The sequence below is a fragment of the Flavobacterium cupreum genome (genome assembly GCF_003996965.1).
Taxonomy (GTDB): Bacteria; Bacteroidota; Bacteroidia; order Flavobacteriales; family Flavobacteriaceae; genus Flavobacterium; species Flavobacterium cupreum.
The window spans coordinates 585,640-603,350 of the sequence record NZ_QWDM01000001.1 but is presented as its reverse complement, the minus strand read 5'-3'; the positions used below and the strand labels follow the sequence as shown (position 1 = coordinate 603,350).

Below are 17,711 nucleotides of genomic sequence, written 5' to 3'. Positions count from 1 at the left end.
AATAAAACTTTTGCGAACTTTGCGCTTTTACCTTGCGTACTTCGCGGTTAAAAAAACATCAGACAAGTAGCTTAAAAAACAGCAATTTTTCCTGTTTGCACTTCGCCTGAGTTCGTAATTATTTTGTAGATATAAATTCCGGAGGCCGTATTTTTCAGACTGATGTTGCTCGTTTTGGAAAGTAGCGGGGAAGTAATAGTATTTTGTCCGCTAACCGAATACAGATAGAAAGTAGCACTTTCCTCTTTTTTGGCTTCAATATTTAATTCTTCATTTTTGCGCAATAGCGTAGGGTGCACAAAAAATAAATCATTGCCTAAATAATTCGTATCGAGAAGTAGGGAACTGATCACAGTATTGTTTTCTAAAATTATATTTATTTTATATTTATTACTGCCTTTTAAGGGCGCAGCATCTATAAAAGAGAATGTTTTAGAATTGATGTCATCTAGTGTGCCAGCGACAGTTTCAATATTATTAATTATTTTGACCAGCTCAATTCTTTTGATATTGTACAAACTGAAAAGGCCGGCACTAATCTTTATTTTATTTTCCTCATAAAGTTCTGCCAGAGCCAGCTCGAAATAACAATTTGAGTTTTGGGCATATTGTAAGGTGGACTCACTTTTTATTCCTTCATTGTTCTCAAATACAGGAGTAACAGTGTAGATTTTTCCATCAGTGTACGTATAATTCGTGTTTGCTGTCTGTTCTTTAAATGCTAAATGATCTCCTTGCAGCTGATAAATATTAAATGCTTCAACACCGGCAGGTTGGTCCCAATTAATTTCAGTGGTACCATCGCAAACTAAGCTCGTGGTGATATTTAAATCATAAGAAATCATAAAGCTGTCAGAGATATAATCGTTAGTACCAATAGTCATTTTTAATTTTGCCTTTGAAAATTTTTGTTCCGGCGGCGTATAGGCAAATTGTTCAAGATCAGTATTTATACCGGCTGCGATAATTTCCCAGGTCTGCCCGTCATTGTAACTAATAGACAATTGTCCGGGAATACCGGAAAACGAAGAATTCCATTTGAAAGGAGAAACAGTCTTGCCATCGTAAGGAAAATTATCATTGGCAACCGGATAATTCCATTCAAATTGATTCTCTAATTCATAGTCGTAAACAATACTGTATTCCTGCGCCGTACTTGACACGTAGAATCCCCTGACATTGATGCTGTAAGATCCGGGTAAGGGATTTTCAATAGTTACCTGCTCGATCGTATTAATTTTATCTTTTCCTCTTACGGCTGGCTGTTCAGGAGCGTCAGGATTAAGGATCCACGGCAAAAAAGTGGTATTGTCCGCCGAAATAACTTCCAGGTCTAAATCGTTTACCAAACTGATATTACTGTTGATTTCAGCAGGCAGATCGTTCCAGACTACTGTAATTTTTAAGTTTTTCGCCTTGGCGGGAATGGCAATGATATGTGAATTTTTCTGGCCGGATGTCACATTGCCGGATATAATTCTATTTTCGCTGATTGTTTTTAAGCTTTTATCAGCATTTATATTGCCATAACCATACGTGAAATCCGGGCCTGTGTTCCCTAAATCCTTGGCACTATTGATTAAAATAGCTTTGGTCATTGCATTCGTCAGGGCGTTATTGTTTATAGTTTTATAATGTTGTTTCATCAGTGTAATAATCCCTGTAGCTACTGCGGTAGAATTTGAAGTTCCCTGTGTGCTAAAGGCTACTAACTCGGGTTTTATACGGCCGTCATAGGCCGGACCTTTGGATGAAAAAGGCATAATTACTTCATTTTGGTCAATGCAACCCAGTACGATACTATTTTTGGATTGCTTGAAATTGCCCGTGATCGATTTATAGCCCTGAAGACCGCTATTGCCCGATGAAAAACAATGTGTCAAACCGGCATTTGAGAATAATTGTGCGTCATAAGCATTAGCAAGCGAACCGTAGAAATTCTCAATCACGGTACCGTAGGAATGATTTTGAGTGAGCGCACCCTGTAAAGCTGCTACTTCGTCGGGATAGATTTTCAGAAAGTCAGACGATTGTATCTTAGCCTTTTGAGCGACGCCTTTTCCTAATGCCGAGCTGTTTCCCAGTCCGGAAACTATAGTTGCCATAGCCGTTGCGTGGCTTGAAACTAAAGCAGATTGTACTGGGGAAGGAATCAGCTTATCTAAAAGATCAATATCGTTTACATCAAAAAAATCATCTTTGATAGATACAATTTGATTTTCGCCCGTTAGAAGAGGAAAATTACTCTTGGCTTTATTTATAGAATTGACCGTAAAATTTTGATCTGTAATTTTTGATTCCGCTTTTGGCTGTAGAGATTCCTGCGAAATAGAAGATACGCTGTTCAGAGCGATAAGGACATCACTAATTTTTTTGGAATCACTTTTTATCATTACAAGACGGCTATCCAGTATGCTGATGTCAGAAATATTGATGGATTTCAGGTCGGTAAGTAAGGCTTCAATATTGTCAGTTGCGATTATATATTCTTTTTCTTCCCTATGAGCTGAAAAATTGGAGGGTAATTTCCACAGGTTGTTGACCGGGAGGACTTTTTTTAAAGTTTGGGGAGATTTTAAATTTTCATTTTCAACAATGCAAAAAGTACTGTCCAGCTTTTTAACAATTTTGTATTTGTTCTCATGTGCATTTTTTAAAGAAGTAAAGTAGTATTTCTCCAATTTTCTTTCGGTTTCTTTTTTTAAATACTGTTTCCATTTTTCAGCATTTTGGGAGAGACTGATTGTCGTTATCATCAAGAGGAGAAAAGTAATTTGTTTCTTCATTTACTGTAGCTGTTAGGGCATTATACGATAGCTATTAGCTTTCTGTCGCTTCTTAATTTAAATAAGGCAAAGATGAAAATTATGGGTAATGATTTCTTTTTTAAATCTTTATCGATGCAGATAAGCCAAAGTTATTAAATTATTTGTAATAATTTTATGATTTTTTTCTTTCAGGAACAGGTTTGGTAGCTGTAAGGGGAATAGTATTTTTATCGGCAGTTTGTATTTTACAGGATAACTGTAATTGAAAATGATTTTTTAACACAGGCGAATTAAAAAAAATATTCACAGAGAATTATTTTGCCCTAACAAGCTGATTTGTATTCAATTATTGATTTTACTGGGCTTGTCATAATAATCAGATAATTATTATTAAAAAAAGAAGTAAAAAAATATAACAAAAACTGTTAAATTTGTTATATTTTATTTTTATAAGTATTTTAAGATTAAAAATTATATAAATTTGATGACAAATATTACAATATTTTGTAAAGAAACCCCTTTTAGAAACTTAATTTAACAACCCACAAAAACCTATTATGAAAAAAATTAAATCAATTTTAGCCTTGTCTTTTATAGCGCTAACACTATTTTCCTGTAACAAAGAAGAGGAAACAACGCAAACCAGCCAGGAATCTCTTAAAGTAACACCTGAGGTGTTAAATAAAATTAGTGCTTTATCACTAAATAACTCAGATGTTCAGGTGGTTAAAAATACTAAATTAGATGGTACGACTGAAGATGCCTTCTTAGTAGAGGGAGATATTATCATTACACAAGATCAATTAAACAAAATGGATCTTCATGGTGGTATTACTACAGAACAATACCGTACTACCAATTTAGTATCTGCTCCAAGAACAATCAGAGTTGTAGGATTATCAGGAACTGGTACATCAGCCCTGACTACAAACATGCGTAACGGATTGCAGGCAGCAATCAACAGATACAATAATTTAGGCTTGTCAATTAATTTTACACTAACGTTTAGCTCAAGTACCTCAGGTGCAAACATTGTGGTAAGAAGACAGACCGGATCTGCCGGTGGAGTAGCAGGTTTCCCTTCAGGAGGGGCACCTTTTAATTCAGTTACCTTATATTCCGGATTAGATTCTTATTCAACTGGTGTAAATGCGCACGTATCGGCACACGAAATCGGTCACTGTATCGGTTTACGTCATACTGACTGGTTCAGCCGTCAAAGCTGTGGACAGAATTCAAATGAAGGAACAGCCGGTGTTGGAGCAATTCACATCCCGGGAACACCTACAGGATATGATTCATCTTCTTATATGAGAGCATGTTTCGGTTCAAATGAAACAGGAGCTTTCAATTCTAATGATATTACTGCCCTGAATTATTTATACTAGAAAGTTGAATTAGAGTCTTCTTTACAAAATAGGAGAGGCTGTTTCACAATTTGTGAAGCAGCCTTTTTTTATTGGATATAGCCTCCAAAATTCCGGGTCATTTTATTACTTCCCTTACTGAGTTTGGGATTTGTTATTTATGGTAATTGGCAGTTGAACCGCAAAGCACGCAAGGAAAAGCGCAAAGTTCGCAAAGTGTATCAATCAGCTTTGCGAACTTCGCTTACAGTTAAGTCATGAAAATTGCGTGCTTTGCGGTAAAAAATAACATTGGAAATGGCAGTTGAACCGCAAAGCACGCAAGGAAAAGCGCAAAGTTCACAAAGTGTACCAATCAGCTTTGCGAACTTCGCGTACAGTTAAACCATAAAAAATTGCGTGCTTTGCGGTAAAAGATAACGTTGGAAATGGCAGTTTAACCGCAAAGCACGCAAGGAAAAGCGCAAAGTTCGCAAAGTGTACCAATCAGCTTTGCGAACTTCGCGTACAGTTAAGTCATGAAAATTGCGTGCTTTGCGGTAAAAAATTACGTTGGAATTTGAAATTTATATCTACCACACCTAAAATGTTTACCGCTATAAAATTTACTATTTGTAAACAAATTGAATGTCAATCTTTATTTTATTCAACGGTTTGACAATTAAATTAAATCTGCATTTATTCTCATCACTAGAATACTAAATGTTAATATTCCTTATTTTATTGGGACTTCAGATGTTTTTTGCCACCTTTTCCTATTTAGTTTTTACAAATTCTTAACAAACAACGTGCGTTACTTTTCATTTCTTTAACAATTCCATAATTTTAATTTTTTCACTATTTGTAAAAATCGCAGTTAATTTGCTTTAATAAATTTAATATTTGTAAACAAACTAACCATGAAAACAATTTACAAGGCAATTTTTATTTTTTCAGCTTTATTTTTTGTCCAGCACATGACTGCGCAAAAAGCAACAATAAGCGGAACTGTTACAGATGCACAATCTCCTTTGCCGGGAGCCACTATTATATTATCTGACAATCAAAAAGCAACTACGGATTTCAGTGGTTCTTTTGCAATTCAGGATGTAAAATCAGGAAGTTTTGAATTACAAATCGCTTACATAGGATATGAAACAAAAACGATTACCATTGAAATAAAAGACAATCAAAAATTAGATTTAGGAATTATCAGACTTACAACAAATTCGAAAGAATTAAACGAGGTAGTAGTAAGTGGCATGAGCCAGAGAAACAGTGAAGCAAGAGCGCTGAACATGCAAAAAAAATCCATGAGCATCGTAAACGTAATTGCTGCCGATGGTATTGGGAAATTACCGGATCGCAATGCTGCAGAGACGGTTCAGCGTATGCCTGGAGTTTCAATCGAAAGAGATCAGGGCGAGGGACGTTTTGTTTCGGTTCGCGGTTTACCGCCTTTCTGGTCATCGACTACAATCAACGGAAACAGAATCCCGACTGCTGAAGAAGAAACCACTTCCAGAGCGACAGCATTCGACTTTTTTCCATCAGATCTTATTGCTTATGTTGAAGCGACAAAAGCCATTACGCCTGATATGGACGGAGATGCGATTGGCGGAAGCGTAAATTTTACGACGCAGACTGCTCCGGCAAAAAGAACGGTTAAAGCGAGTATTTTCAGCGGATACAACCAAAAATCAGATAAAGGGATTTACAGCGGATCACTTACCATTGGAGACAAAAGCAAAAACGGAAAATTCGGCTACATTATCAATGGAACGTACTGGGACAGAAACTGGGCGACAGATAATTACGAAGCCAGAAGAAATGGTGATCAGGGAGTTTACAGATTAGAATTAAGAGATTATACGGGAGTCAGAAAAACAACAGGATTAAATGCTGCAATGGAGTTTAATCCTTCCTCAAGAGATAAAATTTTCCTGAAAGCAACTTATGGAGGACTTTCTGATGAAGAAACACATTATAAACACCGCATCAGATTTGATAAATTTAGCAGTGCTACCAATGCTTTAACAGTGGAACAGCAGGATATTCACAATGAATTAAAAACACAGTTTATTGGTATTGATTTAGGCGGAAAACATCAGTTGGCAAACGGAACTTTAGACTGGAGTCTGGCTTCTTACAGAAATCAGTTTAAATATGGCAATATTCCAAATGCGGAAGATAATAGCTATTTCCTAATTCAGTTCAACCAGACCGGAGTTGGGGTTAAACCCGGATATTTAAATACGGTACCTGTGGCAAATGGGGGAGCTGGCGGACCAAGAGCCTACTGGGCTGCTGATGGCGGAATGCTGGATCCGAACAATCCGAAATCAATATTTGATTTTTATTTCGATCCGAATTTTATAACAGATCCGGCAAAAATGAAGTTTTCTACATTGGAGCTGTATAAAATCAGTATTGTAGAAAGGGATAATATTATTGCTGCTGCTAACTATGAGCATCATTTTAACGAAGATTTTAAAGTGAAATTTGGTGCGAAGCTGACAGATAAAGATCGTATCGCCACTTTTAGAGATGAATATTACAGCTGGGCAGGATCAGCAGCACCATTTTTATCGAATTACAGTTCAGATTTAATCCAGCAGCCAGGCGGAACAGATTATTTCAGAAAAGAAACGGGAACTTCAATAGGTACTACTTTTGGTCCGGTTTTATCTGCTGACGGAATGACAAAATTATTCCATAACGCTCAGGGGAATTTAGTGTTGAACCCTGCAGATTCTCAAATTCCGGAATTAGGAAAAGGTTTGGGAAGAAACTTTAATGTAGGGGAGACTACTTCTTCTGCTTATGCCATGGCAACGTATTTACTGAATGATAAATGGACCGTTTTAGGAGGAGTCAGAGTTACTCATACAATTACCCAGGTCACAGGAAAAACAGTAGAAAATGATGTAGTGGTGGATGTTGAAAATACAAAAACATACACCTCTGTCTTACCAATGTTACATGTGAAATTTTCGCCAATTGAGAATGTAAACCTTCGTTTTGCTGCCACCAGAACATTTGCAAGACCAAACTTTGGAGATATTTCCCCAGCCGGATCTTTGAATACTATTGATGGGGAATATGCAGGAGGAAATCCAAATCTAAACCCGACTTATTCCTGGAACTTTGATTTATTAGGAGAATATTTCCTGGACGAAGTAGGAATTATTAACGCCGGGGTTTTCTATAAATCGATTACAGATCCAATTTTTGACGATACTTATCAGGGTACTATAAACGGAATTCCAAATATCGAAATCAGTTCGCCAACTAACGGCGGCGATGCGTGGATTGGCGGAGTTGAATTTGGAATCACAAAAAGATTCAGCTTCCTGCCCGGCTTCCTGAAATATTTCGGAACACAGATCAATGCCACATTGATGAATTCTGAAATGACCCTGGCACAAAATGCCAACAATCCGAACGGAAGAAAAGTGTCCACCCCTTACCAGGCTAAAGAATTATACAACTTACAATTGTTTTACGAAACCGGAAAACTTAACGTAAGAGCTGCTTTTAACCACAAAGGCGCTTATGCTACAAGTTTTGATGCCAATGCCAAAAATACAGACATGAACGATATTTATTATGGTAAATACAACTCACTTGACTTTTCTGCTTCGTATAAAATTGGAGATCATTTTACCATCTTCAGTGATTTGAACAATGTTTTGAATGAGCCCCTGATGTACCATTTTGGGGAAACGCCAAACCGTCCAAAGCAGGTTGAATATTACGGAGTCAAGTTTAATCTTGGTTTAAAATATAATTTATAGACAACTATAAGTTAACCCGTTGGATGTAGGGAGATTCTATTTTTGCAATTTATTTTTTTTAATCGACCGCATGCAACGGGTTTCTGAAGAAAGAAACACTTCTAAACGTTACACTACACTTATCAAGCTAAATATCAGGAGCCAATGTCTAAAAAAGCATCTAATTTCAGATTTATATTAAAAACATCCATTGCGGCATTTGGTACTTACTTTTGTATGTATGCTTTCAGGAAACCTTTTACGGTAGCCACATTTGACCACATGGCTTTTTGGGGAATTGACTATAAAATCCTTTTGATCCTGGCTCAGGTTTTAGGATATACGCTTTCTAAGTTTTTGGGAATCAAAATTATATCAGAACTAAAATCGTCCAGGAGAATTTTATATCTAATAAGCTTTATCGCTATTTCAGAATTGGCATTGTTAGGTTTTGCGATTGTGCCGGCGCCCTACAATATTTTGTTCTTATTTATAAACGGACTGCCTCTGGGAATGATCTGGGGAATTGTTTTCTCTTATATAGAAGGAAGAAAAACTACTGAATTGTTAGGCGTTATTCTATGTTCGAGCTTTATTGTTTCTTCAGGCGCTGCAAAATCTGTCGGAGTATTTGTATTGAAAGTTTTGGGATGCACCGAGTTCTGGATGCCGTTTGTTTCGGGTCTGATCTTTATTATTCCGTTAATCCTCTTCTCTTTATTTCTCGAAAAAATTCCAAATCCGGATGTTGAAGATCTGGCTTTGAAATCAAAACGAAAACCGCTTAATAAAAAAGAACGCTCCTCGCTGTTCAGGCAGTTCGCCTTTCCGCTTACGGCGATTATCGTTTTCTATGCCATGCTTACTGCCATGCGGGAATTCAGGGATAATTTTGCAAGGGAGTTATGGGATACTTTAGGTTATAAGGAAAGCATTTCGATTTATATGTATTCTGAAATTCCAATTGCAATCTCGGTTTTGGTGATTTTAGGATTTTTAGGAAGCATGAAAAACAACTACAAAGCTTTCAAAAACTACCATTTGGTCTTGTTCATCGGTTCGGTGTTAATTGGTGCGGCAACGTTCTTGTTTCAAAAGCAATTACTAGCGCCGCTTCCATGGATGATGATTTCCGGATTTGGCATGTACATCTGTTATATTCCGTTTAATGGTTTGTTTTTCGACCGAATGATTGCGACCTACAAAATCGACGGAAACACAGGATTCTTAATCTACATCGCTGATGCTTTCGGTTATTTGGGAAGCGTTTTAGTATTGTTTTTCAAAAATTTCGGAGATAAGAATATTTCTTTCTTAAGCTTTTTTACCACTTGTATTTATCTGTTATCCTTTGTGGGGATTATCACCACGATAATGTCATTCCATTACTTTAGACGCAAATTCAAAAAAACAACAAAAATTAGCACAACACCTTTGTACACCTGAACAAAGAAAAAATAATAATAAAAAAACGAGTTACACATGAAAGATAAATATGATTTAATCATAGTTGGATCAGGGGTTTTGGGCACATTTCATGCCTACCATGCCTTGTTAAAAGGAATGTCAGTTGCCATTTTGGAAAAAAACAGCAAACCGGAAGGGGCGACCGTTAGAAATTTCGGTCAGGTGGTGCCATCCGGAATGGACAGGAAGTGGCAGGATTTCGGAAAAGAAAGTTTGAAAATCTATAAGGACATCCAGTCTCAGTTTGACATCAGTATCCGTCAGAACGGAACGGTTTATCTGGCTTCAAATGAAGAAGAAATGCAGTTAATAGAAGAATTGCACGAGATTAATATTTCAAATGATTACGAATCTACTGTATTGACGAAAGAACAATGTCTGGCAAAATACGCCGGTTTGCGGGCTGATTATTGCACAGGAGGATTGTTTTTTCCGCAGGAAGTAACTGTTGAACCTTCAAAAATGATTCATAAGTTGCATCAGTACATGACTCAAAACTTAGGCCTTGATTTATTTATGAATACGACGGTTGTTCATACCGAAGACAAATTTAGTGAAGTGATTGCAGCCACTTCATTAGGAAAAGAATTTACAGCTTCAAAAATGATCATCTGCAACGGAAGTGATTTTAAAATTTTATATCCGGAGATTTATAACAACAGTGATCTGATTGTTTCTAAACTTCAGATGCTGCAAACCAAACCTCAAAACAATTACAAATTAGACGGTTCGATTTTGACGGGACTGACCATCAGAAGATATGAATCTTTTGAAGAATGCAAATCGTATCAATCCATTAAAGCAAAAGAAGACCCGGGTAGTTTTGAGAAAAAGTACGGTGTTCACATCTTATTCAAACAAGCCACGGACGGATCAGTGATTTTAGGCGACTCGCACGAATATGCCAGCGCAAAAGACGTAGATTCTTTAGGATTCGATCTGAATATGGATATTGATAATTTTATGATTGAGGAGGCGAAAAAAATCATTGATCTGCCCACTTACGAAATTCAAAGCAGATGGTTTGGAATGTACTCGCAATGCAAAACCAAAGATATTTTTGAACATACCGTTGACGAAAACATTCACATTATAACCGGAATAGGAGGCAAGGGAATGACGGGAAGTGCAGGATTTGCCAAACATACTATTGATAAAATTTTTAATACTTAAAGCAGCTGTTTAATTTTTATGCGGATTAAAAATTAAAAATTAAAAATTAAAAATTCTGCTTAATCTGCCTAATCTGCGAGAAAAAAAATAAATAAAAGCATTCTAAGCCATGACAATGGCATGTTTATAAAAATAAATATACGAGATGAAAATTAATGAAATTGAAATGGTCGTTTTTGATATGGCCGGAACCACAATCAATGAACAGAATATCGTTTATAAAACGCTGTACAAGTCAATAAACCATTTTGGTATTGAAGTTTCTCTGGAAACAGTTCTTTCCTTAGGTGCCGGAAAAGAAAAGTATCAGGCCATAAAAGATATCTTAAAACACCTTGATAGTAAGGATGCTGAAAAAGCAAATGTAATATTCGAACATTTCAAAAAAATCCTGGATCAGGAATATTTATCGGCCAGAGTTGTACCAATAGAAGGGGTCGAAAATGTTTTTGAAAACCTGAAAAAGGATGGTGTAAAAATAGTTTTAAATACAGGATACAACAATCATGTTGCGAATACGTTATTAGAAAAATTAGACTGGAAAAAAAACACGCACTACGATGCTTTAATTACAGCTGATGATGTGGTGCGGGGACGTCCTTTTCCTGATATGATTTACAAAGCGATGCAGTTATTTGCTATTACAGATGCCTCAAAAGTAGTAAAGGCCGGAGATTCGGCTATTGATATTGAAGAGGGCAAAAATGCTAAATGTGGCATTACCATTGGCGTTTTATCCGGAGCCCAAACCAGATCGCAACTTGAAGAAGCAAAGCCGGATTACATTTTAGAATCCCTTGCTTCCTTATATAGCATTGAGAATTGATTTTTAAACACACAGAAGCATAGAATTTAGATACTCAGTAAAGGCATTTCACTTTTTTGAATGCACCTGGTTTTTGCCACTGATTAAAGGATTAAAAAGATTACAATCCTGGCAATTCGTGGCGTACATTTTTAATTTGTGAAAAACAAGTCACAAATAATATACTAATTAGTTAAAATAAAAATCCCTGCAGGAAATAGTTTTACAAGTAAATCAATAGTAATCCCTAAAACAATTCAACCCAATGAAAAAGATTTTTAGATTAAGTTACGTTACAATTCTGGCAATTGTGCTTCTGGTCGCTTCTTGTACCAACGATGCAGCGCTTACACGCGATGAAAATGCGGCAAATGCTGTTAAAAATCCGAAAACGGATAAATCTGCCGTAAGCAATGGCACTAAAAAATTACTGATTATAGGCATCGACGGCTGTCGTGGTGATGTTCTGATGGGCGCAAATACGCCGAATGTTCACGGCTTGCTTTCTAATGCCGTATACAGTGTAGATGCGCTAACCGAAGCCCCAACCTGGAGCGGCAATGGCTGGTCGACCATGCTGAGTGGTGTGACCCATTTAAAACATGGCGTAACAGACAACTCCTTTTCAAGTCCAAATTTCGGAACTTATCCCAGCTTCTTAAAACGCCTTGAAATCTATAATGCAGCTTTAAAAACAATGTCGATTGTGCACTGGGCGCCAATCAACACTTATATTGTAGACGGAATTGATGTAGAGAAAACAGTAACAACAGATTTAGCGGTAAAAAATGAAGTGGTAGCCGCCTTGACAAACGATAATCCGGATGCCTTATTCCTGCATTTTGATGATGTGGATCATGCCGGTCACAGTTACGGATTTTCGATTAATGTACCGCAATATAAAGCAGCTGTTGAAACTACGGATGGATATATCGGTGCGATTTTGACGGCGCTAAAAAACAGGCCTAATTATGCCAATGAAGACTGGCTGGTCGTCGTGGCACCCGATCACGGTGGAATAGTAACGGGTTCAACAGGATCCCACGGCGGCTCCTCTTATGAAGAACGAAATATTTTTACCATCTTCAGTAATAAAAATTTTACTCCGGCTAAAATTGAAAAACCTGTCGATCCGACAACTGGTATTACAGGTAAATTCGCCAATTTTAATTCGAATAGTATTTATGCATCGACAACTAATGCCTTGTACAATTTTGGCAGTTCAGGCTTCACGGTTGAATGCAGGGTAAAAACTTCCGGTTATTCAAGTGATCCGTCTCTGGTTTCTAATAAAAACTGGGCAAGTGGCAAAAATCGCGGCTTTGTGATTTGTGCTAATACGGGAGGAACCTGGAAAGTAAATATTGGCGATACTCAAAATCGCGTAGATATTTCCGGAGGTGCCATCAATGACGGAAAATGGCATCACCTGACATTAGTAGTCGATCGTACCGCTAAATTGGTAAAAACATACCAGGATGGCGCTTTTGTCGGACAAGCTGCTATTGTAAGTACCTTTGGAAGCTTAACTTCCGGATTGCCTTTTGCAGTAGGGCAAGACGGAACCCTGACTTATGGCGCAAACGTAAACGGAAATATTGCTGAAGTCCGCGTTTGGAATAAAGCCTTGTCAGAAAGTTCGATTGTCAATTATACCTGTTCGCCTGTTACAGCTTCTCATCCTGATTACGCCAGTCTTATCGGGTATTGGAAAGGTGATAACGGCTCAGGAAATGCGTTTACGGATTCGAGTCCGAAACAAGTTGCCCTTACTTTTCCTAATACGCCATCATGGACAACAAGTACGGCAACCTTAAAATGCGGGACCGCTGGCGGAGTAGTGCCAAAAATGGTAGATATTGCCTATTCGTCGCTGCAATGGTTTGGTGTGCCAATCAATTCAGGATGGTCTCTGGACGGGCGCTCCTGGCTTCCAACAGGAAATTAAACTGCTTTTAGCATTTGTGTTTATTGTTTTTTTTAAGGTTATCTCCATTTTGGAGGTAGCCTTTTTATTGTTTAACGCGGTGATTTTATTTAACCGCAAAGAACGCTAAGGTTTACGCAAAGTTTATGATCATAAACTTTGCGAACTTTGCGTTTTATTTCCCCGCGCTCTTTGCGGTTAATTTTTTCAGCTATTACTTTCAGAATAGAAATAGAGTACCAGCATCACACAATTTTCTGTAGTTCTGTTTTCAGGAACGTGAGGAAGTCTTCCGTTGAAACATAATGAATCACCTTCGTTTACAACTACTTCTGCATCGTCAATAATATACGTCACGCTTCCTTTTATAATATATTTGAATTCCCAGGCATCAGTAATAACTTTTTCACGCTTACTATCCGGTTCGACTTCAAGAATCACAGCTTCAAAACCGATAGAATTAATGCTTTTACTAAAGATGTGATAGTAATTAAAACCCTTTGTTTCTGATCGGTCTTCTTTTTCTATCTTCTGATAGTCTTCTTTTTTTAGGTGAATAAACTTGGCATTTTTAATGTTTTTGACTCCCTCAAAAAAATAAGTCACATCAGTATCTAACGAATGGATAAGTTCTATTAAAACCGGAAGCGACGGAATAGTTCTGCCATTTTCAATTCTTGAAATCAATCCGTTGCTCACTCCGGCCCTGCCGGCAACTTCATGTATGGTTAAAGCACTTTTCTTTCTAATTTCTTTTAATCTTTTTCCAATACCAATTAAATAATCTTCCATAATGCTGAATTCACTTTAAAGGGTAAATATAACATAATTAGGCACAAACCCTTTTAACAGAGCAGGAAGAAAATCATTTTTATCTGAAAATTATAATCAGTCAAAAGAGCTTTATTCCTGCAAAGTATAGAGTACTTCTTATTTTTATCGTTCCAGCTCTATAAGCCAATTATTTTAGTTCCAGATCGCTAATACTGAGATAGTAAAACGTTTTAGTAATAATTTTGGTATAAATTCTTCCTTTCTGATCAATTTACGCTGTCCGATTTAATGTCAAAAGTGTCGTTTTTGGCTTTTGGTAAAACGATTTAGTAAATAATTATTAAGATAATTATCATTTGTATAAAAAAAAATGAAAAAAAATAATCATATGTGAAATTATATTTTTTTTACTAAAACGTTTTAGTATGTTTGTCATATACAAATAACTAACGAAGTACTAACCAAAAAAAATTAATAACACAGACATTATATGAAAACGAAAGATTTCTTAGAGACTGTTTTTAAAATGAAATACCAGGAGCTGTTCAGGTCCGGCGGTAAAGTGAAATTACATAAGATTACTTTGCTGTATCTGCTTCTTTCATTTTGCGTGACCAACCCCGTTTCTGCAGCCAGAATCGCCTTTCAGCAGGATCCGGTTACCATAAAAGGAACAGTGATGGATAATGATAAATTATCATTGCCGGGAGTTTTTATTGTAGAAAAAGGAACTACTAACGGAACCCAGACCGATTTTGACGGAAGTTATACCATCAAAGTAAGTTCCAAAAAAGCCATTTTAGTTTTTAGTTATACGGGATTAAAATCGGTGGAAACCGAAGTAGGCAATAAAGAAGTTATAGATGTTCAGTTAATTTCAGATTTGAACTCCCTTAACGAAGTTGTTGTAGTCGGCTACGGAAAACAGAAAAAAGTAAGCGTTGTGGGTGCACAATCATCTATAGACGTTAACGAATTAAAACAACCGGTGGCAAACATAAGTACCATGCTGGCCGGCAGGATATCCGGTCTGACTGGCGTACAGCGTTCCGGACTTCCGGGTAGTAACAGTGCAGATCTTTGGATTCGCGGTATTTCAACTTTTGGCAGTTCCAGTCCGCTTATTTTAGTGGATGGCGTTGAGCGTGCTATTGATGATTTGAATCCCATTGATATTGCGTCATTTTCAATTTTAAAGGATGCATCTGCTACGGCCGTATATGGTATTCGTGGTGCTAATGGTGTTATATTAATTGAAACTAAAAAAGGTAAAGTTGGAAAACCACAAGTGATGGTCGACTACAACCAGGGAATTACGACTTTTACCAAAGTACCTGATTTAGTAGATGGTGTAACCTACATGCGTCTGGCCAATGAGGCTTTGGTAACCAGAGGGCAGCAACCTAAATATTCTGAAGAAACCATAAACCGTACGGCGACAAAATACGATCCGTTATTATATCCGGATGTGAACTGGCTGGACGCTGTTTACGATAAATACGGACAAAATCGTCAGGCTACTGTAAATGTTAGTGGTGGGGCTGAAGCTGCTAAATATTATGTCTCGTTAGGATATTATGATGAAAAGGGATTATTTAAAACAAGCAACACAGAGAGCTATGATTCTGATACGCGTTTTAAAAGATATAATTTCACCACCAATTTAAATATAGATATCACTAAGACAACCAGTATGGTTCTTGGCGTACGTGGTTATCTTTCTGAAGGAAATTACCCTGAACTTGGCGCAGATGCAGTTTACAGTGCCGCACTTGAGGCTTCTCCGGTTAATTTTCCGGTAATGTATCCGGGAGGTTTTATCCCCGGGATAGGACCCAATTCAGTATTTAACCCGTATGCGCAGGTAGCCCTGAGAGGTTATAAAACCAATACTAAAAATCAAATCAATTCTAATTTAAGAATAACACAAAATTTAAGCGGACTTACCAAAGGTCTGACTTGGACAGGAATGTTCGCTTTCGATGCGTACAACGAGCAAAATGTGAACAGGGGAAAACAGCCCAGCACTTATCTTGTAGATCAAAATACCCCGTATACCCAGGACGGTCAGCTGATTTTAAATCAAACGAATTTTGGTACTAACTATTTAGGATACAACAGATCGAATGGGGGTAACAGAAGAATTTACTTAGAAACCTCTTTTAACTACGACCGTACTTTTAACAAACACACTTTTGGAGGTTTGTTATTGTTTAACAGGTCTGATTATGTAGATGCTTTTGCCAATGATTTTACAGCATCTATTCCGTACAGAAACCAAGGTCTTGCCGGACGTGTTACTTACGGTTACAATGACAGGTATTTTGTAGAAGTAAATGGTGGTTACAATGGTTCGGAAAATTTTGCTCCAAATAACAGATACGGATTTTTCCCTTCTTTTGCGGCAGGTTGGGTCGTGTCAAATGAAGCTTTTTTTGCCCCTCTCAAAAACACAATCAATTATTTGAAATTCAGGTATTCCGATGGAAAAGTCGGCGCATCTTCAGGAGCCGGACGTTTTGCTTACTTAAGCCGCGTGGAAGACGGTCAGCCGGGGTATGATTTTGGTGAAGATCCGCAATATACACCAGGTATTCGTGAAACCTATTATGGTTCAGATGTAACCTGGGCAACTTCCCGCAAACGTGATTTAGGAATTGAAGTAAATGCTTTCAACAACAGTCTTAAAGTAATCTTTGACTTATTTAAGGATCGTTCATCAGGAGCCTTCCTGCAAAGAGGAGATGTCCCGATGTATATTGGACTGGCAGCTTCTCCTTACGGAAACATTGGAGTGGTGGATAATAAAGGTTTTGACGGAAGTGTCAACTATACCCAAAATATTAGTGATGTAAAACTTTCCTTCAGGGGAACCTTTACGTACAATAAAAATAAAATTATCGAAAACGGTGATCCAGAACAGCTTTATCCTTGGCAGGATAAAAGAGGAACACCTTTGAATTCCCGTTTTGGATATGTGGCTGAACGTTTGTATACACTGGCAGATGACGTGAATAAAGACGGTTTTATTTCTCCGGCTGACGGCAGTCAGTATCCGGCACAGTTTGGACAAATCATGCCGGGAGATATTAAATACACGGATTTAAACGGTGACGGAAAAATCGATTCTTACGATCAAACATTAATTGGCAAAGGCGATATTCCATCTTTTACGTATGGTTTTGGTTTAACGGCAGAATACAAAGGCTTTGACTTAAGTTTATTCTTCCAGGGACAATCAGATGCGGACATTATGTTAAGCGGACAGTCGGTTCAGCCTTTCGTAGGTGGCGGAGGTATTGGTAACTTATACACGGCAGCCATCGATCGTTGGACTCCTGACAGTGATAATCCTTATGCAACCTATCCGAGATTATCGTATGGAGATTCCGGAATTGGACAAAACAACAATACGCAGACTAGTTCATGGTGGTTAAGAGACGTGAGTTTCTTACGACTAAAAACTTCTGAAATAGGCTATAATCTTCCCGCAAGAATTTCCAATAAAGCCAGTATCCAAAATACCAGGTTTTATATCAGGGGAGTGAATTTACTGACGTTCTCAAAATTTAAATTGTGGGATCCGGAATTAAACTCAGGCAATGGAAGGGCTTATCCAAACATTACAACCGTGTCTGTTGGTGTTAACATACAATTCTAATTAAAAAAACAATT

9 protein-coding genes are annotated in these 17,711 nt (G+C 37.4%); 7 read left to right on the top strand and 2 right to left on the bottom strand.

What is annotated here, in order from left to right:
* Window positions 1–71: 71 nt before the first annotated feature.
* Window positions 72–2,786 carry a S8 family serine peptidase gene (locus tag D0817_RS02405; protein ID WP_127336784.1) on the bottom strand — a complete coding sequence of 905 codons (2,715 nt, stop codon included), beginning with the start codon at window positions 2,784–2,786 and terminating at the stop codon, window positions 72–74.
* Window positions 2,787–3,325: 539 nt separating this feature from the next.
* On the opposite strand from D0817_RS02405, the gene D0817_RS02400 reads away from it, so the two are divergent.
* From D0817_RS02400 to D0817_RS02375, 6 genes are all read left to right on the top strand, one after another.
* Window positions 3,326–4,156: a M57 family metalloprotease gene (locus tag D0817_RS02400; protein WP_127336783.1), complete on the top strand. Its 831-nt coding sequence runs from the start codon at window positions 3,326–3,328 to the stop codon at window positions 4,154–4,156.
* An 878-nt stretch (window positions 4,157–5,034) separates the two neighbouring features.
* Entirely contained in the window at window positions 5,035–7,911 is a 2,877-nt protein-coding gene (locus tag D0817_RS02395) for a TonB-dependent receptor (RefSeq protein ID WP_127336782.1), read from the top strand.
* A 144-nt stretch (window positions 7,912–8,055) separates the two neighbouring features.
* Entirely contained in the window at window positions 8,056–9,336 is a 1,281-nt protein-coding gene (locus tag D0817_RS02390; RefSeq protein WP_167470920.1) for a DUF5690 family protein, read from the top strand.
* 36 nt (window positions 9,337–9,372) lie between these two features.
* Window positions 9,373–10,530 carry a TIGR03364 family FAD-dependent oxidoreductase gene (locus D0817_RS02385; RefSeq protein WP_127336781.1) on the top strand — a complete coding sequence of 386 codons (1,158 nt, stop codon included), beginning with the start codon at window positions 9,373–9,375 and terminating at the stop codon, window positions 10,528–10,530.
* A 145-nt stretch (window positions 10,531–10,675) separates the two neighbouring features.
* Complete coding sequence (locus D0817_RS02380; protein ID WP_127336780.1) at window positions 10,676–11,356, top strand: phosphonatase-like hydrolase; 681 nt, start codon at window positions 10,676–10,678, stop codon at window positions 11,354–11,356.
* Between the two features lie 244 nt (window positions 11,357–11,600).
* Window positions 11,601–13,283: a DUF4983 domain-containing protein gene (locus D0817_RS02375; RefSeq protein WP_127336779.1), complete on the top strand. Its 1,683-nt coding sequence runs from the start codon at window positions 11,601–11,603 to the stop codon at window positions 13,281–13,283.
* Window positions 13,284–13,469: 186 nt separating this feature from the next.
* Here D0817_RS02375 and D0817_RS02370 read toward each other — a convergent pair whose 3' ends face one another.
* Window positions 13,470–14,054 carry a helix-turn-helix domain-containing protein gene (locus D0817_RS02370; RefSeq protein ID WP_127336778.1) on the bottom strand — a complete coding sequence of 195 codons (585 nt, stop codon included), beginning with the start codon at window positions 14,052–14,054 and terminating at the stop codon, window positions 13,470–13,472.
* A gap of 472 nt (window positions 14,055–14,526) precedes the next feature.
* Here D0817_RS02370 and D0817_RS02365 point away from each other — a divergent pair, with 472 nt between their 5' ends.
* Window positions 14,527–17,697 carry a SusC/RagA family TonB-linked outer membrane protein gene (locus tag D0817_RS02365; RefSeq protein WP_238160805.1) on the top strand — a complete coding sequence of 1,057 codons (3,171 nt, stop codon included), beginning with the start codon at window positions 14,527–14,529 and terminating at the stop codon, window positions 17,695–17,697.
* The last annotated feature ends 14 nt before the right edge of the window (window positions 17,698–17,711 follow it).

What these genes read in the sequence shown, in the direction of transcription:
- D0817_RS02405 (WP_127336784.1), bottom strand. Translation starts at nt 2,786, where the DNA reads ATGAAGAAACAAATTACTTTTCTCCTCTTGATGATAACGACAATCAGT.
- D0817_RS02400 (WP_127336783.1), top strand. Translation starts at nt 3,326, where the DNA reads ATGAAAAAAATTAAATCAATTTTAGCCTTGTCTTTTATAGCGCTAACA.
- D0817_RS02395 (WP_127336782.1), top strand. Translation starts at nt 5,035, where the DNA reads ATGAAAACAATTTACAAGGCAATTTTTATTTTTTCAGCTTTATTTTTT.
- D0817_RS02390 (WP_167470920.1), top strand. Translation starts at nt 8,056, where the DNA reads ATGTCTAAAAAAGCATCTAATTTCAGATTTATATTAAAAACATCCATT.
- D0817_RS02385 (WP_127336781.1), top strand. Translation starts at nt 9,373, where the DNA reads ATGAAAGATAAATATGATTTAATCATAGTTGGATCAGGGGTTTTGGGC.
- D0817_RS02380 (WP_127336780.1), top strand. Translation starts at nt 10,676, where the DNA reads ATGAAAATTAATGAAATTGAAATGGTCGTTTTTGATATGGCCGGAACC.
- D0817_RS02375 (WP_127336779.1), top strand. Translation starts at nt 11,601, where the DNA reads ATGAAAAAGATTTTTAGATTAAGTTACGTTACAATTCTGGCAATTGTG.
- D0817_RS02370 (WP_127336778.1), bottom strand. Translation starts at nt 14,054, where the DNA reads ATGGAAGATTATTTAATTGGTATTGGAAAAAGATTAAAAGAAATTAGA.
- D0817_RS02365 (WP_238160805.1), top strand. Translation starts at nt 14,527, where the DNA reads ATGAAAACGAAAGATTTCTTAGAGACTGTTTTTAAAATGAAATACCAG.